The sequence below is a fragment of the Catenuloplanes niger genome, assembly GCF_031458255.1.
GTDB lineage: Bacteria > Actinomycetota > Actinomycetes > Mycobacteriales > Micromonosporaceae > Catenuloplanes > Catenuloplanes niger.
Map to the genome: position 1 here is coordinate 5,693,751 of NZ_JAVDYC010000001.1, position 26,940 is coordinate 5,720,690.

The 26,940-nt window shown below is 72.0% G+C and carries 25 protein-coding genes and 2 tRNA genes; 12 read left to right on the forward strand and 15 right to left on the reverse strand.

Annotation, left to right across the window (positions count from 1 at the left end):
* Positions 1 to 37 precede the first annotated feature (37 nt).
* The 3 genes from J2S44_RS25290 to J2S44_RS25300 form a co-directional block, all read right to left on the reverse strand.
* Positions 38 to 670: a DUF4360 domain-containing protein gene (locus tag J2S44_RS25290; RefSeq protein WP_310418764.1), complete on the reverse strand. Its 633-nt coding sequence runs from the start codon at positions 668 to 670 to the stop codon at positions 38 to 40.
* A gap of 64 nt (positions 671 to 734) precedes the next feature.
* Complete coding sequence (locus J2S44_RS25295) at positions 735 to 1,373, reverse strand: DUF4360 domain-containing protein (RefSeq protein WP_310418767.1); 639 nt, start codon at positions 1,371 to 1,373, stop codon at positions 735 to 737.
* A 242-nt stretch (positions 1,374 to 1,615) separates the two neighbouring features.
* Entirely contained in the window at positions 1,616 to 2,575 is a 960-nt protein-coding gene (locus J2S44_RS25300; RefSeq protein ID WP_310418770.1) for a pectate lyase family protein, read from the reverse strand.
* A 319-nt stretch (positions 2,576 to 2,894) separates the two neighbouring features.
* Between J2S44_RS25300 and J2S44_RS25305 the strand changes: the two genes are divergently transcribed.
* Positions 2,895 to 3,221 (forward strand): YegP family protein, encoded by a 327-nt coding sequence (locus J2S44_RS25305; RefSeq protein WP_310418773.1) that lies wholly within the window; start codon positions 2,895 to 2,897, stop codon positions 3,219 to 3,221.
* 2 nt (positions 3,222 to 3,223) lie between these two features.
* Here J2S44_RS25305 and J2S44_RS25310 read toward each other — a convergent pair whose 3' ends face one another.
* Complete coding sequence (locus tag J2S44_RS25310) at positions 3,224 to 4,255, reverse strand: pectate lyase family protein (protein WP_310418775.1); 1,032 nt, start codon at positions 4,253 to 4,255, stop codon at positions 3,224 to 3,226.
* A gap of 127 nt (positions 4,256 to 4,382) precedes the next feature.
* Between J2S44_RS25310 and J2S44_RS25315 the strand changes: the two genes are divergently transcribed.
* A complete protein-coding gene (locus tag J2S44_RS25315; RefSeq protein WP_310418778.1) occupies positions 4,383 to 5,177 on the forward strand; it encodes an SDR family oxidoreductase in 795 nt (264 codons plus the stop codon).
* Between the two features lie 46 nt (positions 5,178 to 5,223).
* On the opposite strand, the gene J2S44_RS25320 is transcribed toward J2S44_RS25315, so the two are convergent.
* A complete protein-coding gene (locus tag J2S44_RS25320) occupies positions 5,224 to 5,574 on the reverse strand; it encodes an ANTAR domain-containing protein (protein WP_310418781.1) in 351 nt (116 codons plus the stop codon).
* A 129-nt stretch (positions 5,575 to 5,703) separates the two neighbouring features.
* Between J2S44_RS25320 and J2S44_RS25325 the strand changes: the two genes are divergently transcribed.
* Together J2S44_RS25325 and J2S44_RS25330 are read left to right on the forward strand one after the other, a co-directional pair.
* Positions 5,704 to 5,892, forward strand: a complete 189-nt coding sequence (locus J2S44_RS25325) for an ANTAR domain-containing protein (protein ID WP_310418784.1) — start codon at positions 5,704 to 5,706, stop codon at positions 5,890 to 5,892.
* Positions 5,893 to 5,906: 14 nt separating this feature from the next.
* Positions 5,907 to 6,173 (forward strand): hypothetical protein, encoded by a 267-nt coding sequence (locus tag J2S44_RS25330; protein WP_310418787.1) that lies wholly within the window; start codon positions 5,907 to 5,909, stop codon positions 6,171 to 6,173.
* A 24-nt stretch (positions 6,174 to 6,197) separates the two neighbouring features.
* On the opposite strand, the gene J2S44_RS25335 is transcribed toward J2S44_RS25330, so the two are convergent.
* Positions 6,198 to 7,064, reverse strand: a complete 867-nt coding sequence (locus tag J2S44_RS25335) for a 3-methyladenine DNA glycosylase (protein ID WP_310418790.1) — start codon at positions 7,062 to 7,064, stop codon at positions 6,198 to 6,200.
* A gap of 140 nt (positions 7,065 to 7,204) precedes the next feature.
* On the opposite strand from J2S44_RS25335, the gene J2S44_RS25340 reads away from it, so the two are divergent.
* The 3 genes from J2S44_RS25340 to J2S44_RS25350 all read left to right on the forward strand — a co-directional run bounded on the left by J2S44_RS25340 (position 7,205) and on the right by J2S44_RS25350 (position 8,431).
* Entirely contained in the window at positions 7,205 to 8,011 is an 807-nt protein-coding gene (locus J2S44_RS25340; RefSeq protein ID WP_310418793.1) for a fumarylacetoacetate hydrolase family protein, read from the forward strand.
* A gap of 113 nt (positions 8,012 to 8,124) precedes the next feature.
* A tRNA-Gln gene (locus J2S44_RS25345) sits at positions 8,125 to 8,196 on the forward strand.
* Between the two features lie 162 nt (positions 8,197 to 8,358).
* Positions 8,359 to 8,431: transfer RNA gene (locus J2S44_RS25350), tRNA-Glu, on the forward strand.
* A 2,277-nt stretch (positions 8,432 to 10,708) separates the two neighbouring features.
* On the opposite strand, the gene J2S44_RS25355 is transcribed toward J2S44_RS25350, so the two are convergent.
* The gene (locus J2S44_RS25355; protein WP_033343917.1) at positions 10,709 to 11,395 is read right to left on the reverse strand and encodes an IclR family transcriptional regulator; all 687 of its coding nucleotides are present in this window, start codon (positions 11,393 to 11,395) and stop codon (positions 10,709 to 10,711) included.
* Positions 11,396 to 11,444: 49 nt separating this feature from the next.
* Between J2S44_RS25355 and leuC the strand changes: the two genes are divergently transcribed.
* The 3 genes from leuC to J2S44_RS25370 all read left to right on the forward strand — a co-directional run bounded on the left by leuC (position 11,445) and on the right by J2S44_RS25370 (position 14,461).
* Positions 11,445 to 12,899, forward strand: coding sequence for a 3-isopropylmalate dehydratase large subunit (gene leuC, locus J2S44_RS25360; RefSeq protein ID WP_310418796.1), 1,455 nt, complete (start codon positions 11,445 to 11,447; stop codon positions 12,897 to 12,899).
* Between the two features lie 19 nt (positions 12,900 to 12,918).
* Positions 12,919 to 13,506, forward strand: a complete 588-nt coding sequence (gene leuD / locus J2S44_RS25365; protein WP_310418798.1) for a 3-isopropylmalate dehydratase small subunit — start codon at positions 12,919 to 12,921, stop codon at positions 13,504 to 13,506.
* A 262-nt stretch (positions 13,507 to 13,768) separates the two neighbouring features.
* Positions 13,769 to 14,461 (forward strand): HU family DNA-binding protein, encoded by a 693-nt coding sequence (locus J2S44_RS25370; RefSeq protein ID WP_310429909.1) that lies wholly within the window; start codon positions 13,769 to 13,771, stop codon positions 14,459 to 14,461.
* A gap of 130 nt (positions 14,462 to 14,591) precedes the next feature.
* Here J2S44_RS25370 and J2S44_RS25375 read toward each other — a convergent pair whose 3' ends face one another.
* The 8 genes from J2S44_RS25375 to cofC form a co-directional block, all read right to left on the reverse strand.
* Positions 14,592 to 16,562 (reverse strand): MMPL family transporter, encoded by a 1,971-nt coding sequence (locus J2S44_RS25375; protein WP_310418801.1) that lies wholly within the window; start codon positions 16,560 to 16,562, stop codon positions 14,592 to 14,594.
* Between the two features lie 61 nt (positions 16,563 to 16,623).
* On the reverse strand, positions 16,624 to 17,310 hold the full coding sequence (locus J2S44_RS25380; protein WP_310418804.1) for a response regulator: 687 nt from the start codon (positions 17,308 to 17,310) through the stop codon (positions 16,624 to 16,626).
* Positions 17,311 to 17,442: 132 nt separating this feature from the next.
* On the reverse strand, positions 17,443 to 19,059 hold the full coding sequence (locus J2S44_RS25385) for a sensor histidine kinase (protein WP_310418807.1): 1,617 nt from the start codon (positions 19,057 to 19,059) through the stop codon (positions 17,443 to 17,445).
* Between the two features lie 42 nt (positions 19,060 to 19,101).
* A complete protein-coding gene (locus tag J2S44_RS25390; protein ID WP_310418810.1) occupies positions 19,102 to 20,034 on the reverse strand; it encodes an NUDIX hydrolase in 933 nt (310 codons plus the stop codon).
* A complete protein-coding gene (locus tag J2S44_RS25395) occupies positions 20,022 to 21,554 on the reverse strand; it encodes a CYTH and CHAD domain-containing protein (RefSeq protein ID WP_310418813.1) in 1,533 nt (510 codons plus the stop codon). The genes J2S44_RS25390 and J2S44_RS25395 overlap by 13 nt, the downstream gene beginning before the upstream one ends.
* Positions 21,555 to 21,601: 47 nt before the next feature.
* On the reverse strand, positions 21,602 to 23,800 hold the full coding sequence (locus J2S44_RS25400; protein WP_374727906.1) for an RNA degradosome polyphosphate kinase: 2,199 nt from the start codon (positions 23,798 to 23,800) through the stop codon (positions 21,602 to 21,604).
* 241 nt (positions 23,801 to 24,041) lie between these two features.
* Positions 24,042 to 24,239, reverse strand: coding sequence for a cold-shock protein (locus J2S44_RS25405; protein ID WP_310418819.1), 198 nt, complete (start codon positions 24,237 to 24,239; stop codon positions 24,042 to 24,044).
* Between the two features lie 81 nt (positions 24,240 to 24,320).
* Positions 24,321 to 24,965: a 2-phospho-L-lactate guanylyltransferase gene (cofC, locus tag J2S44_RS25410; RefSeq protein ID WP_310418822.1), complete on the reverse strand. Its 645-nt coding sequence runs from the start codon at positions 24,963 to 24,965 to the stop codon at positions 24,321 to 24,323.
* A gap of 196 nt (positions 24,966 to 25,161) precedes the next feature.
* Here cofC and J2S44_RS25415 point away from each other — a divergent pair, with 196 nt between their 5' ends.
* Both J2S44_RS25415 and J2S44_RS25420 read left to right on the forward strand, forming a co-directional pair.
* Positions 25,162 to 25,932: a lysophospholipid acyltransferase family protein gene (locus tag J2S44_RS25415; RefSeq protein WP_310418824.1), complete on the forward strand. Its 771-nt coding sequence runs from the start codon at positions 25,162 to 25,164 to the stop codon at positions 25,930 to 25,932.
* Positions 25,932 to 26,930, forward strand: a complete 999-nt coding sequence (locus J2S44_RS25420; RefSeq protein WP_310418827.1) for an NAD(P)H-dependent glycerol-3-phosphate dehydrogenase — start codon at positions 25,932 to 25,934, stop codon at positions 26,928 to 26,930. Before J2S44_RS25415 ends, J2S44_RS25420 begins: the two co-directional genes overlap by 1 nt.
* The last annotated feature ends 10 nt before the right edge of the window (positions 26,931 to 26,940 follow it).

Sequence of the window (26,940 nt, forward strand, 5' to 3'; positions counted from 1 at the left end):
CAGGGCGTACCCCCTCGGCGGTTCGTCAGCCGCGAGATCAGCAGTTGTGCCACTTGATCTGGAAGACGGTGGTGAACTTTCCGTCCGTGGTGTGGTGCGACATGCTGCTCTCGGACTTCTTCGCCTCCTTGGTCGTCGCCTTCACGCCGAGCTCGAGCTTGGCGTTGAGGTTGGCCGCGGAGCCGCACGGGTGCGGGTCGAGCTTGACGGTCTTCAGCACGTCGTTGAAGCTCCAGTTGCCGCTGAACGGGCCCCAGATCTTGCTCTGGGCGGTCCCGGTCTGCGGCTCACCGGTCCAGTAGTACGACGCCCGCTGGGACCCGTACGCGCCCTTCACCAGGTCCGCGGAGCCGCGGTGGGTGATGTCCACGATGCTGTACGTCAGGCCGGGCGGGACGTCGACGTCGATGACCACCTGGCAGAACTTCTGGTGTTCGGGCGGCGTCGAGCCGGGGCCGGTCCAGACGAAGAACTGGTCGTAGATCACCGAGAACCGGTTGTCGTCCGTGATGTCCACGGTCGTGGACCCGGCCGGGCAGCCCGACCCGCCGGCCTTCACGACCTGCACCTTGAACTGGTCCGGTCCGGCCGGTGCCGCACTCGCGGCCGGTGCCGGCAGTGCGCCGAGCATGCTGAGCGACAGTCCGGTAGCGAGAATTGCCTTGCGCATTGTTTTTCCAATCAGCTGTCCGCCGGTTTCGTACGTGGCGGATGGGTGGTTCTCGAAATGGGTGTCAGCAGGCTTTCCAGGACACCCGGTAGGTGGACGGCGCATTCCCCGCGCCGCCGGCGGTCATGGTGCTGGTCCGGCGCCGGTCGACACCGGCCCGGGCCGACACCTCGGCCTTGATGTTCAGGTGCGCGCTCGAGCCACAGGGCGCCCAGCCGAGCGGCTTGAGGCCGATCGTGTCGGCCGCTGTCCACGCGGTGTTGCGCGGGCCCTTCAGGGTCCGGCTGTGCATGCCGGTCTTCGGCTCCCCGGTCCAGTAGTAGCTGAACCTGGCCGTGCCGACCGCGCCGCCGGCCAGCTGCGCGCGTCCGCTCTGCTCGACCCTGCTGAGCGTCCAGGTCCAGCCCCGGGCCGGGCGAACGGCCACCGTGACCTGGCAGAACTTGGTTCGGTCGAAGATCTGTGCCGGTCCGCCGGCCCGTGCGGTGATGCTCGGGTGCCGGATCGTGAACACGGTCGGATCCGCCGTTCCCAGTGCGGTGACCGTGGGGCGCCCCGGGCACCCGGAGCCGGCTACCGACACCACCTTCGCGGAGACTGCCCCTGGCGGTCGTGATGCGGCCCGCTCGGTGACGAGGCCGGCCTCCGGCCCCCCGAGCAGCAGGGCTGACGCAGCCCCGACTGCCGCAATTGTGGAAATCATTGGAATTCCCCCTCGGCCCTCATGACGGATGCATTTCTATCTGCATCATGAAGACAATTGACGCACCGCACTGAATCGCGTCGGTGCCACTGGGGAAAACCTAGGATCCGCCTAATCGGCGGACTGAGTGAATGCGCGGAAACTGGCCCTTCGGTTTTTTCTCGGCGATTTCCGCCCCGGCGCGCCGCCGGTGTGCTACGCGCATCCGGGGGTACGCCCGCGGCGTACCCCCGGATCGATGGTCAGATGCGGCCGTAGCCGGCACCGGCGCGGACCAGGGACGGCACCGAGGCGGGCGCGTCCAGTGTGTACGAGTAGTACGTGGACGGTTCGACCACCGTGCCGGACACCTCGAACGGGCCGGAGTTGACCGACACGTTGTTGCGGGCGATCGCGCGGCCCGGACCGGAGTCGGCGTACCCGCTCGCGGAGAAGAGCGGGTGCGGCACGCTCTCGAAGTAGTTGCCCTCGACGACCAGGCCGGCGTTCTCGGTGGCGGCGGCGCCGTACAGCTCGTTGTTGAGGAAATAGTTGTTGTAGATGTGCACCGGCTCGCCGAACCGGACCCGCGGGTGGCGCTGCCGGCTGTTGTCGAACCAGTTGTGGTGGATGGTGACCCGCAGGTGACCCACGTCGGTGCCGGCCGCGCCGTCCGAGTGGCTGATCAGCATGCCCTTGTCGGAGTGGTCGAAGTGGTTCCAGGACACCGTGACGAAGTCGGACCCGCGGACGATGTCGATCGAGCCGTCGACCGCGCCGCGGATCGTGTTGTGGTCGATCCAGATGTGATGGGACTGCTGGCCCACGTTGATCGCGTCGTCCTCCGCGTTCGTGAACAGCAGGTTCCGGACGATCACGTTGTACGACTTGTAGAAGTCCAGGCCGCCGCCGTCGATGTGACCGCTGGTGCCGACGCCGATGATCGTCTTGTTCGGCCGGACGCCCTGCTTGCTGCTGATCTCGATGAGCCCGCTCACCCGGATGACGAGCGGGCCGACGGTGTCGATGTACTCCAGGAACTGGTCCGCGTTCGTCGCGGTGACGGTGGGCCCGCCCGCGCCGCCGGTGGTGCCGGTGCCGAGCGCGGCGAATCCGGTCGGTGCGGTGTCGGCCGCGGCGTGCGCGGTGCCGGGGAACGCGGCCGGGAGCGCGGCGGCGAGCGGCGTGGCCGCGGCGGCGGTGAGGAGGGTGCGACGTCGCATGGTCTGCCTTTCGGAGGGTGACGGCGGCACGGTGGTGCGGCCGGGCCGATCCTCGGGTGGCAGACCCCTCGGTGTCCTGGAACGCGACGTTACGCCCGTCATTACATAGGTGTCAATCGATTAAACATCATTTACCGCGCGGAGTGTTCACATTAGACGCGTGTTCACGTAAATCGCGTTTCGCCGATACACCGCCGCACCGGAACATCGTGGCTGCGATTGATCCGCACGTCCGGCGAGTCCGCACGGGACAGACTGAAACGGGAGCTCGGGCCGACTGGTGCGATTTCATCTTCATCGAACCCGTGGCGGCGGAGTCGTGTGGCGCCTGGTCGGCCCGAACAACCGCGTCATCGGCGTCTCGCCCGGCAGTTTCGACACGCCCGACGCCGCCGTGGAGGCCGCTCAGCGGGTGCGCGACCGGGCCGCCGGCGGGGCGGTGACCGTCCAGCTGGACGACCGTCGTCGGTGGTGCTGGTCGGTCACCGACGACGAGCTGGGACTGCTCGCCGTCTCGGCCCACGGTTACGAGCGCCGGGCCACCTGCGAGACGGCGGTCCAGCGTTTCACCGAGGGCGCCGCGACCGCACGGATCGACCACGCGATCGGCCGCCGCGGCAGGTTCTGGCGCCCCGATACCGGTTGATGCTAGATCTTGCCGACGCCGGCGCCGGCGGCCACGATCGCGGGGACGTCGGCGGCGGGGTCCAGCGAGTAGGCGTAGTACGTGCGCGGTTCGACGACCGTGCCGCGGGTCTCGATCTCGTGGTTGACGTCGACCAGGATGTTGCCGCGCGCGACCAGCCGGCCGAGGTCACCGCTGAAGTCGACCCGGCCCGGGTTGTTCACGCTCTCGATGTAGTTGTTCTCCACCACCAGGCCCGCGTTCATCGCGGAGACGATGCAGTAGCTGGCGTTCCGGCAGTAGTTGTTGAACACGTGCACCGGCTCGCCGAACCGCACGCGCGGGTTCCGCTGGTCCGAGCCGTCGAAGAAGTTGTGGTGGTAGGTGACCCGCAACCGCCCGATGTCCTGCGCGCCGTTGTCGTCGTCGTGCCCGAGCAGCATCGTCTTGTCGTGGTCGTGCGTGCGGTTCCAGGAGACCGTGACGAAGTCCGACCCGCGCTTGATGTCGACCAGCCCGTCGTCGCCGCAGCACAGGTCGTTGTGGTCGATCCACACGTGGTGGGTGAACATCTGCACGTTGATCGCGTCGTCGGTGGCGCCGCTGAACCGCAGGTTCCGGATGATCACGTTGTGCACCGCGTTCGCCGGTGGCGCGGTCACGTCGTCGTCCACCGGCAGCCCGATGTTCAGCCCGCCACCGCGGATCTCCGCCGTGGAGCCCAGCCCGATCAGCGTCTTGTCCGAGGTCACCTGGTGCATGCCGTCCGTGGTTCCGGTCGGCAGCGTGATCGCGCCCTGGACCTGGATCGTGTACGGCCCGGTGCGCGACAGGTAGTCGATCAGCGCGGCCGCGGTGGTCACCGTGACCGTGGGCCCGCCGGCGCCGCCGGTGGTGCCGTTCTGGCCGAGCGCGTTCACCGAGGCGAACCCGATCGGGGCGGACTCGGCCGCGGCCCGCGCGGTGCCGGCCTGTGCGGTGCCGATGGTCGCGGTGCCGAGGGTCGCGACGAGCAGTGGGGCGGCGGCGAGCGCGACGATCCGTGATCTGGACATGGTCTGCCTTCCGTACGAGCGGACGGCTCAGGTGGCAGACCCCGAGGTGAACCCCGAATCTATGTCTCCGCCTCGATCCGTGTCAATCGATGCGAAAACTGTCGTACCTCGGTGTTTGACTGCGGGCATGATTGTTGTGCTGGGGCCCGGCGGCACGGTCGGGCGACGTGTGACGGCGCGGCTGCGCGCCACCGGAGCCGAGGTCCGGCCGGTCTCCCGGTCCACCCCGCTCCGCTTCGACTGGTCCGCGCCGCAGACCTGGGAGCCCGCGCTCGCCGGCGGGTCCGCGATGTTCCTGATGGCACCGGACGGCGTGCCCGTCGACCAGGAGCTGATCGCGCTGGCCGCCCGCGCCGGCCTGCGCCGGATCGTGCTGCTGTCCAGCCGCTCGATCGACGTCATGGGCGACGACCGGCTGCTCGACGCCGAGCGGGCGGTGCGCGACGGCGACACCGAGTGGACGATCGTGCGCGCCGACTGGTTCGACCAGAACTTCGACGAGGGCTTCCTGCGCCCCGCGGTCGAGGCGGGCACGGTCGCGATCCCGGTCGGCGGCGTGCGGCAGACGTTCGTCGACGCGGGCGACATCGCGGCCGTCGCGGTCGCGGCGCTCACCGGCGACGGTCACGCCGGCGTGACCCACGAGGTCACCGGTCCGGAGGCGCTCTCGTTCGGCGCGGCCTGCGCGATCGTCGGCACGGCCGCCGGCCGGGACGTGCGATTCGACGGTACGGCGGGGGCCTACCGGTCCGCGATGGCCGCGTTCGGCGTCCCGGAGGCACAGATCGCGCGTGACGTGGCCGCGTTCGCCGCACTGGCCGCCGCCGGCGACTCGGCCCCGCTCGACACGGTGGAACGGGTCACCGGCCGGCCGCCCAGACGGTTCGCCGACTACGCCGCCGGGGCCTCCTGGGGCGGCTGAGCGGTCGACCCGCACGAGTGCGCCGCCGGTTCCACGTGCGGCGTCCTCAGCGGCGTTTCCGGGCCTCGTCGACCAGGCGCTGGGCCACCTCGCGGAGCTTCACGTCCGCCCGGGTGGACATCGCGACCAGCGTGTTGAAGGCCTCCGCGGGGGTGCACCCGTCGTTCACCATGACGATCCCCTCGGCCTGCTCGATGACCGCCCGCGAGGCCATCGCCCGCCGCATCTGGGCGGCGAGTTCGACGCTCTGCTCGTAGGCGGCGGCGTTGGCGACGAAGACCGCGGCGTGACCGGCGAACAGGACGGTCGAGGTGCGTTGCCTCGTCGTCGAACGGCGGTCCCCGGTGCCGTAGAAGTTGAGCGCGCCCGGCGTCCGCTGCCGGCCGGGCAGTCCCACGGCGAAGACCGCCGTCCGACGCCATCGTCGAGCGCGCCGACAACCTGCGGTACCAGGTTGCGGACGAGGAACGACTGCTCCTGATGTTCGCCGAGCAGGCCATGGTCCTGTTGGCGAACGTCCGCTCGCGTGACGAACTGGAGCGCGCCACCGCCCGGCTCCGGGCGATCGATGGCGAAGGGCGTCCTGATGGCCCGTAACGACCTCGCGGAACAGGCCGCCTTCACCGCGCTCGTCGAATCGGCCCGGCCGGAGGACGTCACGGCCGGCGAGATCGCTCGCCGGATCCTGGACCCGCATGTCGGCCGTGACTCCTGACAGCCTCGCCGGTGATGATCCGAATGGGTGGCCAGCGGCGCCACGCCGCCATGGAGGAGACCCGCCGCACGATCGGCGTCTCCTACGACATGCTCTGGGTGCGCTACTTCGCCCTCACCGGCGACACCGCGCCGATCGAGGTGGAGGCCTACCTCCAGGGCCTGATGCCGCTGCCCGCCCTGCAGGAGGACATTCTCGACCAGGCGCTGCGCGAGTGCGCCCGGGAGTCCGACCCGCAGCGGCCCGGTGACCGGGACACCCCCGGCGAATCCCCGGCGTAAGCGCGGTGGCCGCCCGCGGACCCGCTACCGCACGGTCGTGACGGCGGGCTCCGGGTCACGGCCGGGCCGCTCGGCCCGGCCGGCGGGGAGCGCGTCGATCGCGGCGATCAGGCGTGCCCGCAGCGGCCGGGCGCGCTCGGCGAAGGCGCGCTGCTGCGCCACGTACTCCGCGCGGCCCTCCGGCGTCTCCACCCGCACCGGCGGGTAGCCCAGGTCGGCCAGGTCGTACGGGCTGGCCCGCATGTCCAGGCTCCGGATGTCGTAGGCCAGCGCGAACGCGTCCGCCACCAGTTCCGACTCGACCAGCGGCCCGAGCTTGTACGCCCACTTGTAGACGTCCATGTTCGCGTGCAGGCACCCGGGCTGCTCCAGCTCGGTCTGCCGCTCCCGGCTCGGCTGCAGCACGTTCAGCGGCCGGGCCGGCCCGGTGAAGAACCGGAACGCGTCGAAGTGGCTGCACCGCACGCCGCGCTCCTCCACCAGCGCCGCGGTCGCGTCCGGCGAGAGGCGCAGCGGCCACGCGTTGTGCCGCACCTCCTCCTGCGTCTGCCGGTAGACCATCGCCCACTCGTGCATCCCGAAGCAGCCGAACTGCCCGGCCCGTCCCGCGGTCGCGGCCAGCAGCCCCCGGATCCACGCCACCGACTCGGCGCGCTTCGCCAGCACCGCGGCGTCGTCCGCGATCGGCCCGTTCTCCAGCGTCACGCCGTACCCCGGATGCCAGCGGCGCAGCTGCGCGGGCCGCAGCGAGTAGTACGAGAACAGGAAGTCCAGCACCGGGTGTGCGATGCCACGACGGCGGCGTTCCAGGTGCGGCACGATCCACGTGTCGACGCGTGCCTGGTGGGCCGCCTCGCGGGCACGCCAGGTGGGCTCGTCGAGGAGGGGCATCCGTCAAGCGTAGGACGACGGGCCGGATCGGGACGAGACGGGTGAACGCCGATCCGGCGCGGCCGCCCGTGGTGACGCGGATCGCCCCGGCTTCCCGCCCAGCCACGTCCGTTTCACGCTGGAGATTTAGGCTTCCGGGTATGCGCTTTGCTCGTTTCGTTCACGCCGGTGGGGTGTCGTTCGGAGTGGTCGAGGGCGAGGCCGGTGCCGGCGTCGCCGGACTGACCGTCGCCGAGATCGACCGGACGCCCTTCGAACCGGTGACGTTCACCAACAAGCGGTGGGCTCTCGCCGACGTCCACCTGCTCGCCCCGATCTTCTCCAGCAAGGTGATCGGGATCGGCCGCAACTACGCCGATCACGCCGCCGAGCTGGGCAACGCGGTGCCCAAGGAGCCGCTGATGTTCCTCAAGCCGTCGTCCTCGGTGATCGGCCCGAACGACACGATCCGTCTGCCGATCCAGTCCCAGCAGGTCGAGCACGAGGCCGAACTGGCCGTCGTGATCGGCGGCACCGGCCCGGTCAGCCGGATCGACCGCAGGGACGCCGAGAAGGTCATCTTCGGCTACACCTGCGCCAACGACGTCACCGCGCGTGACCTGCAGAAGAACGACGTGCAGTTCACCCGTGCGAAGGGCTTCGACTCGTTCTGCCCGGTCGGCCCGTGGATCGAGACCCGGCTCGACGTCTCCGACCTCGAGGTCCGCTGCGAGGTGGGCCGGCCCGGCGACGAGGTCCGCGAGGTCCGTCAGCTCGGCCGCACCAAGGACATGATCTTCGACGTCCCGTCCCTGGTCTCCTACGTCTCCCACGTGATGTCGCTGCTGCCCGGCGACCTCATCCTCACCGGCACTCCGGCCGGCGTCTCCACCATCACCGACGGTGACATCGTCTCCGTCCGGGTCGAGGGCATCGGCGAGCTGACCAACCCGGTAGCAGCCCGCTGACCTGCATCGTTGCCGTCGTCCGGGGATCTGCGGATTTACCGGGCGGCGGCCCGATTTGGCGGGCAACATGGGGTCAGGTAAAGTTCTTTCCGGCGCCGCAAGCGGGGCGCCGATGGGGTATGGGGTAATTGGCAGCCCAACTGATTCTGGTTCAGTTAGTCTAGGTTCGAGTCCTGGTACCCCAGCAACGTAACCCGAAAGGGTCACGGAGCTGGATCTGGTAAGGTTCCAGCGGTCGCCCGCGAGGGAGGCTGAGCAAGACGGCAAGGCAGGTAGGGCCACGCAAGCCAGCGCGGCGGACCTGGTAAGCTAGAAAGCGCAAGATCAAGTAAGAAAAGCAAGTCCGAGGTCCCGTCGTCTAGCGGCCTAGGACGCCGCCCTCTCAAGGCGGTAGCGAGGGTTCGAATCCCTTCGGGACTACAGACGAAGCCCGTCTCGCGAAAGCGAGGCGGGCTTCCTCCTTTTTCCATACTTCCCGCTCCACCACCCGCCGTTGGCCCTTTCCCAAAAATCCTGGCCTCGCCTCACACCCCGCTTCCCCTCACCCTTGCCTCGCCGCGATGCGACCCGGCCATGCCCACCGACCGGATTTCTCCCTCGCATCCGCACGCCCTCGCACCAAACCTTCAGGCTTGTCCCACTTCCGGCGCGGTCACTTCCCGCACGCTCCCGCGGGCACCGGTCGGCCGCAGGCGGCCTCCCTGCAAGATCCGAGGCCACTCCAGCACCCCAACCCACCCCACACCCCACACGCATCGAACTCCCAATCCCGCCTCCGCCCCGCCCGCGACCGAACCCCGCCGACGTCCTCCACCCCGCCCCCGGCCGCACCACCCCATCCCCCCTTCGCTTCCGCGCACGGTTCGCGTCCGCGTCGGTCGCCTCTCCGCATCGGCACCCGGTTTCTGGCGCCTCTGTCTGCCCGGCCCCTCTGCACACTGGCCACCTCGGCTAACCGGTCACCCCAGCGCACCGGCCGCCTCAGCTGATCGGACATTCCGGCGCGCGGGTGCGCGTGACTTGGTGAGACGCGCGGCATGCGGGTTCGGATGACACTCCTGTGCCGCGTCCCCGGGACCGTAGCTTTGCGGTCGCGCTCAGGTCCGTTGCTTGCCTGCGTGAAGATCGTCACTGTGCGGGAAGCCATGCATCGAATCCCCGGGAAGCCCACGCCTCCGGCAAGTCCGCACGTCAAATCCGCGTTCGGTTGCGAGCCGCGGCGCGGATCCGACGTGCGGATCGGTATGGCGTCCAGCTTCCCGTGGGCACGTCTGTGCCGCGTCTGGCTGCGGTAGCGGCCGAATCCGTTACTCACCCGCGTGTAGATCATCCTGTGTGCGAACCCATGCATCGAATTCGCGCGAAGCCCGGGCCTTCGGAATCCGCGCATCGGACCCGGCGCGTGTTCGCGTGACCGGCTGCGGATCGGGCGTGCGTCACGCGGCCGGCTGCGGTTGGGCGTGTGTCACGCGGCCGGGGGCGGGTACGGGCGTGTGTTGCGCGGCCGGTTGCGGATCCGGCGTGTCACGTGGGGGCCGGGGGCTTGACCGTGGCCGGTTGCGGGTGGGGCGTGCGTCACGCGGCCGGGTGGGGTCCGATGCGCCGTAGTCCGGCGTGTCCGCGCCGTCCCGTCTTCTGAGGGGTCGGCCATGCCCGCCCACCCCTGAGTGATCAATCAGGTGAGCGAAATCGCGATCCACTGGCAGGTTGGATCTATCTTTCGCACACCTGATTGATCACTCAGCCGGCGGTGAGCCTGCCTCAACGCCTATGAGCCCGATCGTCGGCCGTGCTGACCGCCGATGCCCAAGGCAGGCACACAAGGCCAAGCGGGGTAGCTGCACGCCCCGCGCCTGGCAAGTCGGAAGATCGCGAACCGCGATGTTGAGGCGCCGCTCACGCCGGCTCAGAAGCCCCACAATGGTGAGTTCCCGCTGCGGCGTACCCGCCCGCCTCGGGTGCCGGTGGCACCCGAGCCCAGCCGGGATGTGTGAGCGGAATGGCAGCCCCGAAGCCCCGGCGGGTTCGCGACGAAGCTTGGCAAGGCATGCAAGGTCGGGCTGGCGTGCCTGGCGAGTCCAGTGGCGCCGGCGGCCGGAAGGGCGGGACCAAGCTTCCGGAAGTCCCGGCGGGTTTGCGACGAAGACTGACAACGCATGCAAGGCCGGGGTGGCGTGCCGGGAGAATCCGGTGGGGCCACCGCCCGGAGTCGGCGGGCGTGAGAGCCGGGGAACCCTGGCCGTCCGGCGACGGAGTCCGGCAATGCACGCCAGGCGCCAGGCTGGACTGCCGGCTTAGGCGTGAGGCCGGGACCGGAAGCATCGGCGACGGAGACCCGCGACGCACGCGCGGTGCGGGCCGGCGAATGCGGTCGGGCCGCCGGCCGGCAAGGCGCGGAACGGCAACCCTTCAACGGAAGTCCCGGGAGCGGAAGCCAGAAACGGCAAGCCGCGAACGGCAACCCCGCGATCGGCAAGCCGCGGCGGAGGCTGGAACGGCGAGCCGCGATCGACAAGCCGGGAACGGCAACCCCGCGAACGGCAAGCCGCGATCGGCAATCCCGCGAACGGCGAGCCGGGAACAGCGAGCCGGGGCGGAGGCCGGGTGGCGGCCGGCGGGACGGGAGCTGGCCGATGTGAGTGGACGTAAAAGGGGAAACCGCGCCCGCAGGCCTCAGGGCCGTGGGCGCGGATCGTTCTAGAGTCCGGAGAGGCGCTGGCCGGCGCGGACCACGGCCATCGCGTGGCGGTCTCCGGGACGGCGGCCGAGGCGTTCGATCGGGCCGGAGATGCTGACCGCCGCGATCACCCGCCCGGTGCGGTCCCGGATCGGCGCGGAGACGCTGGCCACGCCCGCTTCCCGCTCGGCGACGCTCTGTGCCCAGCCGCGGCGGCGGACCTCGGCGAGGGTGCGGCCGGTGAACTTGCAGCGCGGCAGCAGCGGCATGACCGCCTCGGGCGGTTCCCAGGCCAGCAGGATCTGGGCGGCGGAGCCGGCCGTCATCGGCAGCACGGAACCGACCGGCACCGTGTCGCGCAGTCCGCTGGCCCGTTCGGCCGCGGCCACGCACAGCCGTTCGTCCGCGCGGCGCAGGTAGAGCTGCGCGCTCTCGCCGGTGGCGTCGCGGAGCGCGGCCATCAGTGGTTCGGCCGCGGTCAGCAGCACGTCCGGCGCGGCGTTGGCGAGCTCGCCGAGTCGCGGGCCCGGGCGCCAGCGGCCCTGTGTGTCACGGACCAGCATCCGGTGGATCTCCAAGGCCTGCGCGAGCCGGTGTGCCGTAGCGCGCGGCAGCTTGGTGCGCTCGACGAGTTCGGCCAGGCTGGCGCCGTCGACACAGGCGGCCAGGATGACCACCGCCTTGTCGAGAACGCCGACACCGCTCATACTGTGTCCCACAAGCCGAAACATACCTCCCAGAATTTAGGATGTCCAGATGGTGGGAGCCAATCCACAACCCGCTGCTCCGCGGACCCTGGCCGAGAAGGTCTGGGACGCCCACGTGGTGCGATCCGCCGAGGGTGAGCCCGATCTGCTATTCATCGATCTCCATCTCCTGCACGAGGTGACCAGCCCGCAGGCGTTCGATGGACTGCGTCTCGCGGGGCGCGCGGTGCGGCGGCCGGACCTCACGCTGGCGACCGAGGACCACAACACCCCGACCGGGTACGCGGACCCGTCGTTCAACGCCCGCCGCGGCGACCTGATGACGATCCTCGACCCGACGTCGCGCACGCAGATCGAGACGCTTCGCAAGAACTGCGCGGAGTTCGGGGTGCGCCTGCACCCGCTCGGCCACGAGCAGCAGGGCATCGTGCACGTGATCGGGCCGCAGCTCGGCCTGACCCAGCCCGGCCTGACGATGGTCTGCGGCGACTCGCACACGGCCACGCACGGCGCGTTCGGCGCGCTGGCGTTCGGCATCGGCACCAGCGAGGTCGAGCACGTGCTGGCCACCCAGACGCTGCCGCAGGCCCGGCCGAAGACCATGGCGGTGACCGTGACCGGCGAGCTGCGGCCCGGCGTCACCGCGAAGGACCTGGTGCTCGCGCTGATCACCCAGGTCGGCACCGGCGGCGGCCGCGGTCACATCGTGGAGTACCGCGGTGAGGCCATCCGCAAGCTCTCCATGGAGGGCCGGATGACCATCTGCAACATGTCCATCGAGTGGGGCGCCAAGGCCGGCATGATCGCGCCGGACGAGACCACGTTCGAGTACCTGAAGGGCCGGCAGTACGCGCCGACCGGCACCGCGTGGGTCGAGGCCGTCGACTACTGGCGGAGCCTGGCGACCGACGAGGACGCGGTCTTCGACACCGAGGTGATCCTGGACGCGGACGCGATCAGCCCGTTCGTCACCTGGGGCACGAACCCCGGCCAGGGCGTCGCGCTGGACGGCGTGGTGCCGAGCCCGGCCGACTTCGCCGGTGAGAACGAGCGGACCGCGGCCGAGCGGGCACTGGAGTACATGGACCTCACCCCCGGCACCCCGTTACGCGAGATCCCGGTGGACGTTGTCTTCGTGGGCTCGTGCACGAACGGGCGACTGGAGGACCTCCGCGCCGCGGCGGACGTGCTGCGGGGCCACAGGGTGCACGACGACGTACGCATGATGATCGTCCCCGGCTCCGCCAAGGTGCGCGAGGCGGCCGAGGCGGAGGGGCTGGACAAGGTCTTCACGGAGGCGGGCGCGGAATGGCGGTTCGCGGGCTGTTCCATGTGTCTGGGCATGAACCCGGACACGCTCAAGCCCGGTGAGCGCTCGGCGTCGACCTCGAACCGCAACTTCGAGGGCCGGCAGGGCAAGGGTGGCCGTACCCACCTGGTGTCCCCGCCGGTCGCCGCCGCCACCGCCGTCAAGGGCCGTCTCGCGGCCCCCGCAGACCTGTAACGAAGGGCCGACGAACGCCATGGAGAAGTTCACCGTGCACACCGGCTCCGCGGTACCGCTGCGGCGCTCCAATGTGGATACGGATCAGATCATTCCCGCCGTGTACCTGAAGAGGGTGACGCGGACGGGCTTCGAGGACGGTCTCTTCAGCGCCTGGCGCGAGGACCCGGCATTCGTGATGAACAATCCGGCCTATTCGTCCGCGTCGATCCTGGTCGCGGGCCCGGATTTCGGCACCGGGTCGTCGCGCGAACACGCGGTGTGGGCCTTGCACAACTGGGGTTTCCGGGCGGTGATCTCGCCGCGCTTCGGCGACATCTTCCGCGGCAACGCGCTCAAGGAAGGGCTGCTTCCGGTCGAGCTGGAGCAGGCGGCCGTCGAGGAACTGTGGGCGCTGGCGGAGCGGGACCCGGCCGCCGAGATCGTGGTGGACCTGACCGAGCGGCAGGTGCGGGCCGGTGACCGCGTCTGGTCGTTTCCGATGGACGACTTCAGCCGCTGGCGCCTGATGGAGGGCCTCGACGACATCGGCCTGACGCTGCGGCACCAGGACGCGATCGCGGCGTACGAGGCGAAGCGGCCGTCCTTCAAGCCGGCCCTGGCCTGAGGAAAGCCTTAAGCGAGCCTGAGATCCGCCTGAGGTACGCCTCGGAACCGGCCTCGGAAACCCCGATTACAGCGGGACTTTCACCCCCGCGTGACCCCCGAAACGTCGCCTCGGCGCGGCAAACGGGGGTCACGCGGGGGTGATTCCGTTGCGACACAAGGACTTTTTTCCCACGGATGTTTGTATCTGCTGCTCCCAGGGCATACCGTGCGCGCAGAATCATTGTGTAACAGTCCATTCGCTTCATCGGGAGGGAAATCTCGTGAACAAGGCCGAGCTCATCGAGGCGCTCGCCGCTCGCCTGGGAGACAAGAAGACGGCGACGGCGGCGCTGGACGCGGTTCTCGCGGAGGTCCAGAACGCGGTCACCAAGGGCGACCGCGTCGCCATCACCGGCTTCGGAGTCTTCGAGAAGCGCGTGCGCGGTGCACGAACAGCCCGCAACCCACGTACCGGCGAAGCGGTGAAGGTGAAGAAGACGTCCGTACCGGCCTTCCGGCCCGGCGCCGGCTTCAAGGAGCTGGTCGCGAGCGGCAAGGTGCCGAAGGCGACCGCTGCCAAGAAGACCACCGCCACGGCGGCGAAGACCACTGCCGCGAAGGCGACCACCGCCAAGGCCGCGCCGGCGAAGGCCGCCACCGCGACGAAGGCGACCGCGACCGCGACGAAGGCGACCGCCACCAAGGCGACCGCGACCAAGGCGACCGCCGCCAAGTCGACGACGACCGCGGCGAAGAAGACGGCCGCCACCAAGGCCACCGCCACGAAGGCGACCGCGGCCAAGACGGCTGCGGCTCCGGCGAAGACGACCGCGGCCAAGAAGACCGCCGCCGCCACCAAGGCGACCGCGGCCACCCCGGCCAAGAAGACCACCGCTACCAAGAGCGCGACCGCCACGAAGTCGGCTGCCAAGAAGGCGCCGGCCGTGAAGAAGTCGGCCGCCAAGAAGCGCTGATCCCTGCCTGAGAAGCACAAGGGAAACGCCGAGGGCGCCGCACCCCGCACGGGGGTGCGGCGCCCTCGGCGTACGCGGGCCGGCAGCAGGGCCGAGGCAGTAGGGCCGAGGCAGTGGAGATCGTGCGACCTCAGGCCTCGCGCAGGCCGTACCGCAGGTGCAGCGAGCGCATCGGCCGCGGCGCCCACCAGTTCCAGCGGCCCAGCAACGTCATCGTGGCCGGTACGAGCAGCAGCCGCACCAGCGTCGCGTCCAGCGCGACCGCCAGCACCAGCCCCAGCCCGATCTGCTTGATCGGTGCGAAGCCACCGGTCAGGAAGCCCGCGAACACCACCACCAGCAACAGCCCGGCCGACGTGATGATGCGCCCGGTCTGCTGAAGTCCCGCCGCCACCGCGCGATCCGGGGCGTCGCCGGCCAGATGCCGTTCCCGGATGCGGGAGAGCAGGAACATCTCGTAGTCCACGGACAGCCCGAACGCGATCGCGGCCACCAGCACCGGCACTGTCAGGTTCGTGTCGTGGAGCCGTTCGCTGCCGAGCAGCCAGGCGAAGTGGCCGTCCTGGAACACCCAGACCACCACGCCGAGCGAGGCCGCGATGCTGAGCAGGTTGGTGAGCACGGCCTTGACCGGCAGCAGGATCGAGCCGGTGAACGCGAACAGCAATGCCAGCGTGCCCAGCCCGACCAGCCCGGCCGCGATCGGCGCGCGCTCACCCAGCATCGCGCGGTAGTCGGCCAGCCGCGCACCCTGGCCCGCCACCTCGAAGCCCTGCGCCCGCAGCGCGGCCACCGCGTCCTGGGTGCTCGCCGACGAGGCCCGCTCCGCCGGGAACGCCCGCACGACGCCGTTCTCCGCGACCGTGCGCGCGATCCCCGGCACGGCCGCGATCCGCGCCTCGTCCGCCGCGGACGCGGGCACCAGCAACGGCTCCGGGCCGTACAGTGCCGGGAAGTCCCGCGCCAGCGCCTCGTCCAGTTCGCGGGTCGCGGACGCGGACGGCAGCGAGCGCGAGTCGCCGGTGCCGATCGTCAGGCCCGCCACCGGCAGCGCCAGCACCACCAGCACGGCCGCGGAACCGGCCAGCGTGAGCAACGGCCGCCGCTGCACCCGGGCCGCGACCCGGGCGAAGACCCGGCCCCCGGACGCGGCCGCCGGCGAGATCCGGTGCCCCCACCGGTGCAACATCGCGGGCAGCAGCGTCACCGCGGCCAGCATGTTCACCAGCACCACGCCGGCCGCGGCCAGGCCCAGCGAGCGCAGGAACGGGTCCGGAAACACCATCAGCCCGGCCAGCGCGACCGCCACGGTCAGGCCGGTGAACAGCACGGTCCGGCCCGCGGTCGCGGACGCGCGCAGCACCGCGCCCGGCACGCCCGGATCGACCGCGCGCTCCTCCCGGAACCGGCTCACCAGCAGCAGCGCGTAGTCGACGGCCAGCCCCACGCTGAGCATCGTGGTCACCTGCACCGCGTAGACGGACACGTCCGTGACCAGGCTGAACAGGTAGAGCAGGCCGAAGTTCGCGGCGATCCCGACGATCGCCACGACCAGCGGCAGCCCGGCCGCGAGCAGGCTGCCGAACACGACCAGCAGCAGCACCAGCACCACCGGCAGGCTGATCAGCTCCGCGCGCTGGACGTCCGCCCGCGCCTGGTCGCTGTACTCGGCGGTGGTCAACGGTCCGCCGGAGACCACGACGTCGGCGGCCGGCACGGCCCGCAGGATCTCGGCGGCCGGCTCCCCGGCGTCGCCGTCCAACACCACAGAGACCAGGACCACCGCGGGGGTACGGGTGGTGGGCACCGGGCCGGACACCGAGGCGACGCCGTCGAGCGCGCGCACCGCCGTCATAGCGTCCGCCACCGACCGCGCGGACGCGCCGTCGATGACCGCGGTGATCGACTCCGGCACCGGGTTCGCGGCGTCCAGCCGCTCCTGCACGACGGCGGACTCGCTGCCCGGCACGGCGCCGAGGTCCGGACTCAACCGGCTGAACAACCCGGTCGCGGCCGCGACGCCGGCGACGAGCACCGCGGCCCAGACGACGATGGTGAGCACGGGGCGGCGCACGGCGGCCCCGGACAGGAAGGCAAGCATGCGCAGCAGATTTCCGGCCGCGGGCCTCGTCGCGGATCGCCACCGGGAGTGGCCGCCCGCCTCAGTCCGGAGAGCGACGTCCCGGGACGACCAGTCCGGACTCGTAGGCGAGGACCACCGCCTGCACCCGGTCGCGCAGGCCCAGCTTGGCCAGCAGGTTGCTCATGTGGGTCTTCACGGTGTGCTCGGTGACGTACAGCCGCGCCGCGATCTCCGCGTTGGACAGGCCCTGCGCGACCAGGCGCAGCGAGTCGGTCTCCCGCGCGGTCAGTGACGCCAGCGCGGTCGCCCAGCGCCCGGCCGGGCTCGCCGGGGTGCCGCCGCGCCCGACCATGTCCGCGATCAGCCGGCGGGTCACGCTCGGCGCCAGCAGCGAGTCACCGCCCGCGATCGTGCGCACGGCGCTGACCAGCTCGTTGCGGCGCATGTCCTTCAGCAGGAAGCCGCTGGCGCCGGCGTGCAGCGCGTCGTAGACGTACTCGTCCAGGTCGAACGTGGTCAGCATCAGCACCCGGGCGTCGGTGGCCGCGCAGATCTCCGCGGTCGCCTCGATGCCGTTCTTGCGCGGCATGCGCACGTCCATCAGCACCACGTCCGGGCGCAGCGCCAGCGCGGCCCGGACCGCCTCGTCGCCGTCGCCGGCCTCGCCGACCACGGTGATGTCCGGCTGCGCGTCCAGGATCACGCAGAAGCCGTCCCGCACCAGCGCCTGGTCGTCCGCCACCAGCACCCGCAGCTCGTCGCTCACCGGAGACCTCCCGCGCCGGCCGCGGACGGGCATGCGGCGGCCCACGCCGGTTCCGGAGCGCGGCACGCTGATTCGCGCACGGCCCGGCCGCCCGGCCGGACCGCGCACCCGAGGGGGCCCCGGCGCCGTTCGTCAACCACGGGCGACCTCAGCCCGGTCCGCGCCCCGCCCCGCGGCCGCGCCACCCCCGCCGACGCCACCCCGAGGCGCCTCCGGCGCCGCCAGCGGACCGGTCGCCAGCGGACCGGTCGCCAGCGGACCGGCCGCCAGCGGACCGGCCGCCGGTGGGTCGGTCGCGTCGGTGGGAGGTGCCGCGGTGTGGTCCCGTGGCGGGCCGGCCGCCGGTCGGGCGGCGTCAGCAGGCGATCCCACGACTCGCTTCCGCTGCGGATCCGCGGTAGGGCCGGCCGTCCCGGCTGGTTCCCGTGCGGCTGTCCCGGCTGGTTCCCGTGCGGCCGTCCCGGCTGGTTCCCGTGCGGCTGTCCCGGCTGGTTCCCGTGCGGCCGTCCCGGCTGGTTCCCGTGCGGCCGGGTCGGCTGGTTCCCGTGCGGCCCGATCGCGCGGCCCTGTTCCCGGCGGGCCGGGAACGGGGCCGGGGGAGTGCCGCGGCTCCGTCGCGGTCAGTGGCACCGTCGCGGTCACCGTGAAGCCGCCGCCCGGGTCCGGGCCCGCGGTGAACGTGCCGCCGCACGCCGAGACGCGCTCGCGCATGCCGATCAACCCGTGGCCCGGGGCGTCCCCGGCGGCCGCGGCGCCGCGGCCGTCGTCGGTGATCTCGGCCCGTAGCGAGCCGGCCGACCAGGTCAGGTCCACCCGGACCGCGGTCGCCCGGGCGTGCCGGATCACGTTGGTCAGCGACTCCTGGACCACGCGGTAGATCGCGACCGCGACCTCGGGCGGCGTCGCCGCGGGTGTGCCGTGCTCGGTGACCGTGACCGTCAGGCCGGCCTCCCGGGCGCGGCCGGCCAGTTCGGGAACGGATTCCAGGCCGGGCTGCGGCGCGCGGTCGTCCGGACCGCCGCGGAGCACGCCGAGCGTGCGGCGCAGCTGGGTGAGCGCGTCGTGGGCGGTGCCGGAGATCGCGTCGAACGCGCGCGCGGCCCGGTCCGGGTCGCGGTGCACCAGCAGCGGCCCGGCCTCGGCCTGGACCGCGATCATGCTGATCGAGTGGGCCAGGATGTCGTGCATGTCGCGGGCGATCCGCTCCCGTTCCCGGGCGGCCACGGCCGCCCGCTCCTCCGCGTGCCGGAGGCGCTCCTCGGCGTGCCGCAGCGCGCGTTCCTCCAGCAGTGAGATCCGGTCCCGGCGGGCGCGGGCACCGGTGCCGAGCGCGAACGAGGCCACGAAGACGCTGCCGGAGGTGAGCACCGCGCCGAGCGGCTTGTCCATCACCTGCTGGGTGAACACCACGCCGGTCAGCGTGCCGCCGGCCAGCACGGCCCGGGCCGCGAACGGGCTGGCCGCGGCGACCGTGTACGTGGCGACCAGCTGCCCGTACGGCCAGTCGATGAAGCCGTGCGCCACGATCAGCCCGATCGTGCCGGCGCCGCAGAGCACGGCGACCGGGAACGGCGCCCGCTGCCGCCAGACCAGTGGCAGCGTGGAGATCGCGGCGAGGAGCAGCACGACCGGCCGGGGGTCCTCGACGGCGCCGTGCCCGGAGACGGTCAGCAGGAAGCAGGCGATCGCGACCGCCGCGTCCACCGCCGTCGGGTTCCGCCTCGCCAGCGTCTTCGCCCGCTCCCACACGCCACGCAGTATCCGCCGTGCGGGCGGGCCGGCGCCTCCCTCTCAGGAGCGAGCGGACGCCTGGACCACGCGGGAGTCGGACGGCAGCAGCCGGTCGGAGCCGACCAGGCGGTCACCGGCGAACGCGAGCAGCCAGCCGGTCCCCTTCGGGCTGTGGAAGTCGCGCGGCGTGCCGTGGCCGGCCACCCGGCACAGCGCATCCGGAATGATCTTGCCCTGGCTGCAGACCACCACCGGTTCGCCGGCCGCGGCCAGCACCCGGATCCGGTCGGCCGCGACCTCGTGCCGCTGCTCGGGCCGCTCGCCGGAGCGCGGCTCGTCGAACGACGCGTCCACCTCGACCGGCAGGTCCACGGTCGCGGCCAGCGGCGCCAGCGTCTGCTGGCAGCGCCGCGGCGACGCGGAGATCAGCCGTTGCGGCCCGAGGTGCGCGCACAGTTCGGCCAGCTCGCGGGACTCCAGCGCGCCCACCTCGTCCAGCGGGCGTGCCGAGTCCGCGCCGGGCCAGGCCTCGCGGCGGCCGGCGTGCCCGTGCCGGACCACGGCCAGCACGGCGGTGACCGGCGGCAGCGCGGCGAACGCGTCCACCACCCGGCCGTCGTGCGGATAGCTGAGCAGCTTGCGGGCCTGCGGCACCGGTAGCCAGCGCAGGTCGTCGACCTCCGCGTTCGGCGTGAACGGTGCGGCCTCGACGTCCGGGCGGGGACGCATCGACCAGTACTCGACCAGTTTGGCGGCGTCCCGGGTCTCGTACCGGATGGCGGGCAGCCGGACCTGGGGGACCGCGGGCACCGCGGTCTCCTCCCCGACCTCGCGCACGGCCGCGGTCAGCGGGTGCTCGCCCGGGTCGAGCTTGCCCTTGGGCAGCGACCAGTCGTCGTACTTCGGGCGGTGGATCAGGCAGATCTCCGGCCCGTGCGCGGCCGGGCGCCACAGGACGCCACCGGCCGCCCGCACGGTTCTCAGCGCAGCCAAGCGGTCTTCTTCGGTTGTGCCGCGTTCTCCCACGCCGCGGGGAATGCCCCGCGAACGGCGTGGATAACCGCGCGCTCCCGTTCGGCCAGCCGGCCGGCCGTCACTGCCATGCCATGATCATCCGGCTTCTCGGCCGCCAGGTCCAGCCACGTCTCCGCGGCCATCGCGGCGTCCTGGTGCTCGCCGAGCAGGTTCTGCACCTTGGACAGCGCCTTGCCGAGCGCGGCGGCCTGCCCGCCGAGTACCGGGGCGACGGCCTCCACCGCGTACCGCGCGCGCTTGCCGTTGATCCGCACGCCGTGCCAGCGCTCGTCCGAGTCGCCGGTCTGCAGGGCGGCCGCGCCGGCCACGCCCTTGCTGCCGTTGACCAGCACGTCCCACGGGCGGGACACCAGGTGCGGCAGCACCTCGGACGCGGGCGCGTCCGCGTCCGGCGTGAGCTTCGGCTCCCGGGCGGCCTCGACCAGCAGGTCGACCAGTTTCCGGTACCGCGGCGTGCGCAGCGCCGCGTCCAGCGCGTCGAGCGCCTTGCGCTGCCGCTTCGCCAGCCGGGCGTCGAGCCGGTCCACGGCCCGCTCGTCCAGCGGCGCCAGCGGGTCGAGCGCGGCGGTCTTGCGCAGCCGGGCGCGCAGCACCTCGGCGTCGCGGGCCGCGCCGAGCACGCCGGCGATCCAGCCCAGCTCGTCCCGGAGCGTACGCGCCCAGGACGTCTTCACCAGCGCGCCGAACGTACGCAGGTCGCTGCGCAGCCGGCGGCAGCCGACCCGCATCTGGTGCACCGCGGTGTCGCCGCCCGGCAGCGGCGCGCCGAGCCGGACCAGCGGGTCGTGCGCCAGGATGCGGCCGATGCCGTCCCGGATCGCGGCGGTCACCACGTCGCCGGCGGTCGGCGCGTCCGGCAGTTCGCCGGCCGGCACCAGGTCCGGCGCCGCGCTCGCGGCCGCGCCCATCGCGCGCGCGTGCTTCGGCGTGAACGTGCCGGCCGTGGCGCCCGCCTTGACCAGCAGCGCCTCCACCGCGTCGAGCAGCGCCGCGTCGCCGTCCGCGCGCTCCACCTCGACCTCGCGGAACGTGGACCGGACCTTCTCGCCGTCCAGCACCTCGACGGTGTCGTCGTCCAGTTCGGCCAGCACGGTGCCGTCGCCGGACTGCAGCAGGTACGCCCGGCGTGCGCTGCGGACCACCACGGCCGGGACCAGTTCCTCACCCCGCGCGTACGGCGTGACCAGCGCGGACATCTCGGCCGGCGGCGTCTTCGCCTTCTTGCCGGCCCGGGAGATCTCGTGCCGGGTGCCGGGCACGTCCGCCGGGAGTTTCACGGTCCACGGCTCGTCGTCGCCCTTGCGGAAGCGCAGCGAGACGCCGGCCCGGGCCAGCCGGAGGTCCTCCGTGTCGAAGTACGTCGCGGTCAGCACCTTCGGCTCCTTGGCCACCACCCGCCCGCCGGAGGGCAGCGCACCCGTCAGGTCGGGCAGGTCGAACTCCGTGGCCACCTCGTACTTGCGTTCTTCCTCCAGCATGGTCGTCACGATAACCGCCGAAAGTTAACTGACTCGTCGGAACGCGTTCAACCGTTGGCCCGGATCGTGCGCCGCAGCAGCACCGACTGCAGGTGGGTGAGCGGCTTGTCGACCGTGGACACCCGGCGCACCCAGGCGCCGTCCGGCTGCAGGTCGAAGCCCTCGCACTCGTCGCTCATCGAGATCCGCAGCACGGTCTCCAGCTCCCGGGTGGCGACCGGGTCGGTGACCTGCACCAGCGCCTCGACGCGGCGGTCCAGGTTGCGGTGCATCATGTCCGCGGAGCCGATCCAGAACTCGGCCGGCTCCTCGTGCCGGCCGGCCTCCACGTCCGCCCGGGACGGCCCGGGGCCGAACCGGAAGATGCGCGAGTGCTCCAGGAACCGGCCGACGATCGAGCGGACCCGGATGTTCTCCGACAGGCCGGGCACGCCGGGGCGCAGCGCGCACATGCCGCGCACCACCACCTCGATCCGCACGCCGGCCCGGGACGCCCGGTAGAGCGCGTCGATGAACTCCTCGTCGACCAGCGAGTTCACCTTGATCTGGACCAGCGTCGGCAGGCCCCGCTGCGCGCGCTCGACCTGCCGGTTGACGCGGTCGATCAGGCCGGCGCGCACGCCGTGCGGCGCCACCAGCAGACGGCGGTACGCGGTCTGCCGGCTGTACCCGGTGAGTACGTTGAACAGGTCGGTGACGTCCGCGCCCACCTCGGGGTCCGCGGTGAGCAGCCCGAAGTCCTCGTACAGCCGCGCGGTCTTGGGGTGGTAGTTGCCGGTGCCGATGTGGCAGTAGCGGCGGATCTGTGTGCCCTCCTGCCGTACCACCAGGGAGGTCTTGCAGTGGGTCTTGAGGCCGACCAGGCCGTAGACCACGTGGCAGCCGGCCCGTTCCAGCTTCCGCGCCCAGCCGATGTTCGCCTGCTCGTCGAAGCGCGCCTTCAGCTCGACCAGCACCACCACCTGCTTGCCCGCGCCGGCCGCCTCGACCAGCGCGTCCACGATGGGCGAGTCGCCGCTGGTGCGGTACAGCGTCTGCTTGATGGCCAGCACGTTCGGGTCCGCGGCGGCCTGCTCGATGAAGCGCTGCACGCTGGTGGAGAACGCGTGGTACGGGTGGTGCACCAGCACGTCACCGTCGCGCAGCGAGGCGAAGATGCTGCGCGGCACCTCGCCGTCGATCAGCCGCGGGTGGGTGGCCGGCACGTACGGCTTGTCCTTCAGGTCCGGCCGGTCCACCGCGCCGTAGATCTGCCACAGCGCGGACATGTCCAGCAGGCCGGGCACCCGCAGCACGTCGTGACTGTCCACGTCGAGCTCGCGGACCAGCACCTCGAGCATGTGGTCGGAGATGGACGCGGCCACCTCCAGCCGCACCGGCGGGCCGAACCGGCGCTGGGCCAGCTCCCGCTCCAGCGCCTTGAGCAGGTCCTCGTCCCGGTCCTCGTCGACCTCGAGCTCCGCGTTGCGGGTCACCCGGAACAGGTGGCACTCGACCACCTGCATGCCGGAGAAGAGCTGGTCCAGGTGGACCGAGATGAGGTCCTCGACCGGCAGGAAGCGCGCGGTCTGGCCGGGGGAGTTGACCACCACGAACCGGGGCACGTTGTTCGGCACCTTGATCCGGGCGAACAGCTCCTGCGGGCTCTCCGGCGAGCGCACCGAGACCGCGAGGTTCAGCGAGCGCGACGAGATGTACGGGAACGGGTGCGCGTGGTCCACGGCGAGCGGCGTCAGCACCGGGAAGATGTGCTCCCGGAAGTAGGTCCGCAGCTCCTCGCGCTCGCCGTCGTTCAGGTCGGCCCAGTGCACCAGGTGGATGCCCTCGGCCGCCATCTTCGGCTGGACCTCGTCGCTGAAGCAGGCCGCGTGCCGGGCGACCAGGCCGGCCGTCTTCTCCAGGATCATCCGCAGCTGGGTGCGCAGCGGCAGCTGGTCACCGCCGCGGACCGGGATGCCGGCCTGTATGCGCCGCATCAGCCCGGCGATCCGGACCATGTAGAACTCGTCCAGGTTGCTGGCGAAGATGGCCAGGAACTTCGCGCGTTCCAGCAGCCGGGTGTCCGGGTCCTCGGCCAGCGTCAGCACCCGGGCGTTGAAGTCCAGCCAGGACAGCTCGCGGTTGAGGAACCGGTCCTCGGGCAGCGACTCGTCCGGCACCGGGTCCGCACCGAGCAGGTCCTCTATCGGCATCTCCTGGACCGGCGGGATCTCGGTCGCGGGGTCGGACATCTGGTCCTGGGTCATGGCGGCCACCTCTCCAGCGTCGGTCGTCACGGGCGATCCGGCTTCATCGGCGGAGGAGTCGCGGCCCGCGTGCAGCGGGACGTGATCGTCGCTGCGCGGGACCTCGACCCTAGCAGCAGGAACATCGGCGCGAATAAATCTCCCGTCGGGGCCTCGGTGGCGGACGGTGGCTGGCGCGGTGTTCACCGAATCATCATCACCCGAAAAAAGTTACTGAAACGTGAATTCCGCTTCGGAACGGTCAGGTCAGGCCGGGAAAGGTGATCGAGATTACCTCGCCCCGGTCGTCGCGGACGACGGTCATCCGCTGCCCGAGTCGCAGCAGCCGCATCCCGGACGCGGCGAACGCGTCCGCGCCGAACGCCACCTCGCTCCCGTCGTCCAGCAGCACCGTGCCGTGATGGGTGTCCTCGTCGAAACGCGCAACGGTCCCCTGCATGGACCAAACCCTAGACCCAGCGGGGGTACGAGGAAGCTGTCTTCAGACAGGTCGGCGAGGGCCGTCCGGACCGTGGCGGGATCAGTGGGACGTCGATGCCGGACCGCACGGTGCCGGGACCAGCGCGCCGGTGTGCGTGCCGACGCCGAGCCGGTGCGCCGCGTCCAGGTCGGCGCCGGTGTCCACGTCCCGGCGCAGGCTCGGCCAGTCGCCGCCCAGCGCCACCGCGCCGGACGCGGCGTGCGCGGCCGCGGACGCCCCGCCGAAGCACGGGTCCAGCGGCACGCCGGGCGGCGCGGTCAGCAGCACGGTGCCGACGCCGGGCGCGTCCGCGGCGAACCGGCGGCGGGCGGGCGGCTCCGCGGCCGCGCGCAACGCCGCGGACAGCTCGGCCGGGCGCAGCGCGGGCAGGTCGGCGGTGAGCGCGGCGCGCCAGGACCGGGCGGGCAGGCCGCTCTCCCCGAACCGGATGGCGGGGTTGAGGCCGGCGGCCGGTGCGTCCGGCGCGACCCGGGCACCGAGCGCGGTCACCACGCCGGCCACCGCCGGATCGTCCGTGACCACGAGCACCTCGCCGACCTCCGGGCAGGACAGCACGGCGGCCACGGTGTCCCGGGCGAGCGCGAGCGCCAGCCGCTCGTGCGCCGCGGCCGGGACCGCGCCGCGCAGCCGGCTCTTGCCCACCGACACCGGCTTGACCGGGATGACGACCGCCCACCTCTGCACCGATTCATCGTGCCAGCTCGGCGCGCCGCCATCGACCCGTGGTGCGCGGCGGGGAACGCTCCGGGTGCGGCGCGTCCGCCCCGCCCTGGTCTGCCGGGGCCGGGGCAGGCATGATTTCGCCACAGGCCGTGCACGGCCTCCGGCCTGCGGGGTGTGGCGCAGGCGGCCGTGCCCGAGAGGGGACAGGGGGATCGCCGTGGCACCGCACAGACTGGGTTTCCTGCAGCGGCTGGCCGCGTGGATCGTGATTCCCGCCATGCGCGTCTGGACCCGGCCGACCTGGCGTGGCGCGCACCACATGCCCACGGACCGCGGCTTCATCGTGGTGGTGAACCACTCCTCGCACTTCGACCCGTTCCCGGTGGCCGACTTCCTCTACAGCAACGGCGCCTGGCCCCGCTTCCTGGGCAAGGCGAGCCTCTTCCGGCTGCCGGTGGTCGGGCCGTGGCTCGGCCGGATCAAGCAGGTGCCGGTCGAGCGCGGCAGCGCGGAGGCGGCCCAGTCGGTGGAGACGCTGGCCGCGGCGGTGCGCGAGGGCGGCGCCGTGGTGATCTACCCGGAGGGCACCACCACCCGGCATCCCGACCTGTGGCCGATGCACGGCAAGACCGGCGCGGCCCGGGTGGCGCTGCTCACCGGCGCCCCGGTCGTCCCGGTCGCCCAGTGGGGCGCGCACCGGGTGTTCGACCCCCGGGACTCCACGTTCCGCCTCGCCCCGCGGACCCCGGTGACCGTGCTGGCCGGCCCGCCGATGGACCTGAGCCGGTGGGCCGGGGTCGAGCCGACCCGCGCGGTGCTGGACGAGGTCACCGAGGCGATGATGACGGAGGTCCGCGACCTGCTCGCGGAGATCCGCGGTGGCACCCCGCCGCCGCTGTGGCAGTACTCGGCAGCGCCGCGCCGCGGCCGGGCCGAGGCGGCGAGCGAGCCCGTGGGACGCGCGGGCGAGCGGGAGGGAATGGCCTGATGCGGGCAGCCGTGCTGGGTGCCGGGTCCTGGGGGACCGCGTTCGCGAAGGTGCTGGCGGACGCCGGTACGGACGTGACGATGTGGGCACGCCGGGAGGAGGTGGCCGCCTCCATCCGGGACCGGCGGGTCAATCCCGACTACTTCCCGCAGACGCGGCTGCCGGACCGGATCACCGCCACCGCGCACGCGGGCGAGGCGATCACCGGCGCGGAGATCGTGGTGCTCGCCGTGCCGTCGCAGACGCTGCGCGGCAACCTCGCGGAGTGGGTACGCCACCTGGAGCCGGACGCGTCGCTGGTGTCGCTGATGAAGGGCATCGAGCTGAGCACCACGAAGCGGATGAGCGAGGTCATCGTGGAGACCTCCGGCGTGGCCGCGGAGCGCGTGGTCGTGGTCACCGGGCCGAACCTGGCGCCGGAGATCATGCTGGGGCAGCCCGCCGCCACCGTCGTGGCCTGCACCGACCTGGAGCGGGCGAAGGCGGTGCAGAAGGCGGTCACCGCGCCGTACCTGCGGCCGTACACGAACACCGACGTGATCGGCTGCGAGCTCGGCGGCGCGGTGAAGAACGTGATCGCGCTCGCCTACGGCGTGGCCACCGCGATGGGGCTCGGCGACAACACGAAGGCCACGCTGATCACCCGTGGCCTGGCGGAGACGCTGCGGCTCGGCGTGGCACTCGGCGCGGACCCGCTCACGTTCGCGGGTCTGGCCGGCCTCGGCGACCTGGTCGCCACCTGTTCGTCGCCGTTCTCCCGGAACCGCACGTTCGGCGAGCACCTGGGTCGCGGCGAGACGTTGGAGGAGGCGCAGGCCTCCACCCGGCAGACCGCCGAGGGCGTGAAGAGCTGCCTGGGCATCCGGGACCTGGCCCGCAAGCACGGCGTGGACATGCCGATCACCGAGCAGGTGGAACGGATCTGCCACGAGGGCGTCTCGCCGAAGGTGGCGATGCTCGCACTGATGAACCGCGAGCTGCAGCACGAGGTCCGATAGGCGGATCATG

What these genes read in the sequence shown, in the direction of transcription:
- J2S44_RS25290 (WP_310418764.1), bottom strand. Translation starts at nt 670, where the DNA reads ATGCGCAAGGCAATTCTCGCTACCGGACTGTCGCTCAGCATGCTCGGC.
- J2S44_RS25295 (WP_310418767.1), bottom strand. Translation starts at nt 1,373, where the DNA reads ATGATTTCCACAATTGCGGCAGTCGGGGCTGCGTCAGCCCTGCTGCTC.
- J2S44_RS25300 (WP_310418770.1), bottom strand. Translation starts at nt 2,575, where the DNA reads ATGCGACGTCGCACCCTCCTCACCGCCGCCGCGGCCACGCCGCTCGCC.
- J2S44_RS25310 (WP_310418775.1), bottom strand. Translation starts at nt 4,255, where the DNA reads ATGTCCAGATCACGGATCGTCGCGCTCGCCGCCGCCCCACTGCTCGTC.
- J2S44_RS25315 (WP_310418778.1), top strand. Translation starts at nt 4,383, where the DNA reads ATGATTGTTGTGCTGGGGCCCGGCGGCACGGTCGGGCGACGTGTGACG.
- J2S44_RS25330 (WP_310418787.1), top strand. Translation starts at nt 5,907, where the DNA reads ATGATCCGAATGGGTGGCCAGCGGCGCCACGCCGCCATGGAGGAGACC.
- J2S44_RS25335 (WP_310418790.1), bottom strand. Translation starts at nt 7,064, where the DNA reads ATGCCCCTCCTCGACGAGCCCACCTGGCGTGCCCGCGAGGCGGCCCAC.
- J2S44_RS25340 (WP_310418793.1), top strand. Translation starts at nt 7,205, where the DNA reads ATGCGCTTTGCTCGTTTCGTTCACGCCGGTGGGGTGTCGTTCGGAGTG.
- J2S44_RS25355 (WP_033343917.1), bottom strand. Translation starts at nt 11,395, where the DNA reads ATGAGCGGTGTCGGCGTTCTCGACAAGGCGGTGGTCATCCTGGCCGCC.
- leuC (WP_310418796.1), top strand. Translation starts at nt 11,445, where the DNA reads ATGGTGGGAGCCAATCCACAACCCGCTGCTCCGCGGACCCTGGCCGAG.
- leuD (WP_310418798.1), top strand. Translation starts at nt 12,919, where the DNA reads ATGGAGAAGTTCACCGTGCACACCGGCTCCGCGGTACCGCTGCGGCGC.
- J2S44_RS25375 (WP_310418801.1), bottom strand. Translation starts at nt 16,562, where the DNA reads ATGCTTGCCTTCCTGTCCGGGGCCGCCGTGCGCCGCCCCGTGCTCACC.
- J2S44_RS25395 (WP_310418813.1), bottom strand. Translation starts at nt 21,554, where the DNA reads ATGCTGGAGGAAGAACGCAAGTACGAGGTGGCCACGGAGTTCGACCTG.
- J2S44_RS25400 (WP_374727906.1), bottom strand. Translation starts at nt 23,800, where the DNA reads ATGACCCAGGACCAGATGTCCGACCCCGCGACCGAGATCCCGCCGGTC.
- J2S44_RS25405 (WP_310418819.1), bottom strand. Translation starts at nt 24,239, where the DNA reads ATGCAGGGGACCGTTGCGCGTTTCGACGAGGACACCCATCACGGCACG.
- J2S44_RS25420 (WP_310418827.1), top strand. Translation starts at nt 25,932, where the DNA reads ATGCGGGCAGCCGTGCTGGGTGCCGGGTCCTGGGGGACCGCGTTCGCG.